Origin of the sequence: Nguyenibacter vanlangensis, from assembly GCF_013376155.1 — a bacterium.
Classification (GTDB): domain Bacteria; phylum Pseudomonadota; class Alphaproteobacteria; order Acetobacterales; family Acetobacteraceae; genus Gluconacetobacter; species Gluconacetobacter vanlangensis.
In genome coordinates this window covers 1-2,684 of record NZ_JABXXP010000400.1, presented here as the reverse complement: position 1 = coordinate 2,684, position 2,684 = coordinate 1, and the positions used below count along the sequence as shown (strand labels likewise).

At 66.9% G+C, this 2,684-nt stretch carries 4 protein-coding genes; 1 reads left to right on the top strand and 3 read right to left on the bottom strand.

Annotated elements, in window-relative coordinates; genetic code table 11:
* Positions 1-739 (bottom strand): SPFH domain-containing protein (locus HUK84_RS14470; protein ID WP_176640915.1); only part of this gene is annotated, 739 nt, incomplete at its 3' end.
* Positions 740-932: 193 nt separating this feature from the next.
* Positions 933-1,181: a DUF2171 domain-containing protein gene (locus HUK84_RS14465; RefSeq protein WP_176640914.1), complete on the bottom strand. Its 249-nt coding sequence runs from the start codon at positions 1,179-1,181 to the stop codon at positions 933-935.
* 321 nt (positions 1,182-1,502) lie between these two features.
* On the opposite strand from HUK84_RS14465, the gene HUK84_RS14460 reads away from it, so the two are divergent.
* Positions 1,503-2,126, top strand: a complete 624-nt coding sequence (locus HUK84_RS14460) for a YitT family protein (RefSeq protein ID WP_176640913.1) — start codon at positions 1,503-1,505, stop codon at positions 2,124-2,126.
* Here HUK84_RS14460 and HUK84_RS14455 read toward each other — a convergent pair.
* On the bottom strand, positions 2,120-2,684 hold a 565-nt coding region (locus tag HUK84_RS14455), incomplete at its 5' end, for an N-acetylmuramic acid 6-phosphate etherase (RefSeq protein WP_176640912.1). The genes HUK84_RS14460 and HUK84_RS14455 overlap by 7 nt on opposite strands.

The window sequence follows — 2,684 nt, the reverse complement described above, 5'->3', positions numbered from 1 at the left end:
CGGCGGCCTCGGCCTCCGATTTCGCGCGGATCGACCGCGCCTCGCCCTCGGCGGCGGCCACGGCCGCGTTGGCGTTGGCCTGGGCGGCAATCTGCTGGCGCTCGGCGTCGATCACCGCCTGCTGGCGCAATTGTTCCGACCGCGTCACCTCGGCCTTCGCCCGGGTCATCATGTCGATGGCGTGGCGGAACGCCTCGGTATAATCCAGGTCGGTAATCTGAACTTCCGAAACCTCGATGCCGTACAGCTTCAGCGCCTGCGCGGCCACATCGGCCTTGATCTCGCTCTCGATCAGGCTGCGCGCGCTGGGTACGTCCGAAACCTGCCGCCGGCCGAAGGCCGATTTCATCCGGTCGTTGGCCAGCGTATAGATCCGTTGTTCATAGAACGGCACATGCTCGTACAGGTTCTGCACATCCCCGTCGGGAACGTCGAACTGCACCAGCATCGTCACGTTCACGCCCTGGTTGTCGGCGGTAAAGACTTCGGATTTCTGGATGGCGACCTGCTGGGTGGCGGTGCTGTATTCCACCACGCTTTCCACCCAAGGCAGCTTGAAATGCAGCCCCGGCCCCGCCGTGCGCGAAAACGCCCCGAAGCGCGATACCACGCCGACATTCTTCTGGTCGATCGTGTAACCGGTGCCGAACAGCAGCGACAACACCACCAGCGCCCCGGCGGCCAGGGCACCATAACGGGCGATCGTCCGGGGATTGGCCCCGTCATACCGAAAATGCATGACGCCACGATATCGGCGATCGCCCGCCCCGGCAATCCACCCCCTGCCTTTCGGCAAAAGACGCCGGCAGCGCACCAAAGCGCTTCCACTGAACACCGGTTCAGTGGATATGCGCCAAGCTATTATTCACAAGCTATTATTCAATTGGGCCTCTTCACCCGTTCAAACAAGTCCGCCCGAAACGGGATCTGCTCTATGTCGTATCCTCGCCGGCCGGCAGCTCGGTGTCGAAATGGGCGATCGCCTCCGATGCCGCGCAATTCAGCCGGATCACCTCGCCCTGCACCGCGTCGGCCATCGACAAGGGCAGGTAATGCGCCGCCCCGTCCGTGCCGGTCAGGCGCAGCCGCGCCCCCCCTTCGGCCTCCTGGACCTCGCCGACCGGCGCATTGTCCGCCCCGACGATCTTCATGCCGGAATGCAACTGGAACCATTGTGTCATGGACGCCTCCTCGCAGACTGTCCGTGCCCGTCATATGGGAACGCGGCGGCGGCGGCGGACGGGCCCGCCGATCACATCCCGTTGCGTATTCCCCCCATGCATCCCTCGGGCAGGCTCCCCCGCGCGACGCGCCCGGCGCAAGATGCCCAGCGTAAGATGATTACACTACGAAACGAAAAACCAGCCGCGCGGCACGGCGCCAATCCCGTGCCGGGCAAGAAAATAACGGCGCTTTACACGCGAGCCATCGCTCAATTAGGACGTGCCGTATCCTCTTCGCCCCCGCCCGTTTCAGCCCTTTCGCCGGACATCGTGCCCGCCATGCCCCGAACCCAGGCCGACACCGCCTCGCCCCTGCGCCATTCGCTGTTCGAAGACGCCTATGCCCTCGTCATCGGCTGTTCGCTGATCGTGCTCGGCCTGGCCTGCCTGCACCGGGCCGGACTGGTCACCGGCGGGGTCGCCGGGGTGGCGTTGCTGCTGTCCTACGTCGTGAAGCTGCCGGCCGGGCTGCTCTTCACGCTGATCAATATTCCCTTCCTCGCCTTCGCCTGCCGGACCATGGGGGGCGCGTTCGCGCTCAAGACACTGATCGTCAGCTTCTCGGTCACCCTCTCCGCCCTGGTCTTCCCGCATCTGATGACGTTAGGCGCCATCAACCCGTTCTGGGCGGCCTTCTTCGGCGGAACGACGATCGGCATGGGCATCCTGTCCCTGGCCCGGCACCAGGCCGGGGTCGGGGGCACGGGCGTCATCACGCTGTGGCTGTACAAGACGCGCGGCTGGAACGCCGGCAAAAGCCAGTTGGCCATCGATGCCGGCATCCTGGCCCTCTCGCTCCTGGTCATCGATGTCCGCCACGTCCTGCTCTCGGCCGTCAGCGCGGTGGCGATCAGCGGCGTGGTCGCCACCTTCCACCGCCCGGGCCGCTATACCGGCTACTGACCCGTCGTCGCGGCCCCCCGCGCATCTCCCATCGCACCCCCCATCGCATCCAGCGTCGCACGCAGGTCGCCGCCATGCCGGGCCAGGCCGGCTTCGGCCGCCTCCAGCGTCATGCCGTGCCGGATCAGCACCGCGCGCTTGACATTGCCGCCGGCGGCGTCCAGCGCCTGGCGGATCTCGTCATCCGTCCCGCCCGCCAGGGTCCGGACCATGCGCGCGGCCCGCCGCCGCAATTTCGCGTTCACCACCCGCATATCCACCATCTGCCCGCGATAGGCATGGCCCAGCCGGACCATCAGCGTGGTCGAAAGCAAATTCAGCGCCGCCTTCTGCGCGGTCCCGGCCTTCAGCCGGGTCGAACCGGCAATGACCTCCGCACCGGTCACGATCCCGATCCCCAGCTCGGCCTCGCGCAGCAGCCGTCCCTCGGCATTGCAGCTCATGCCCACCGTCAGGCTGCCGGCCGCCCGCGCGGCACGCAGCGCCGCGGCGGTATAGGGCGTATTACCGCTGGCCGCGACGCCCAGCACCACGTCGTCGCCGCCGGGCCGATGGGCC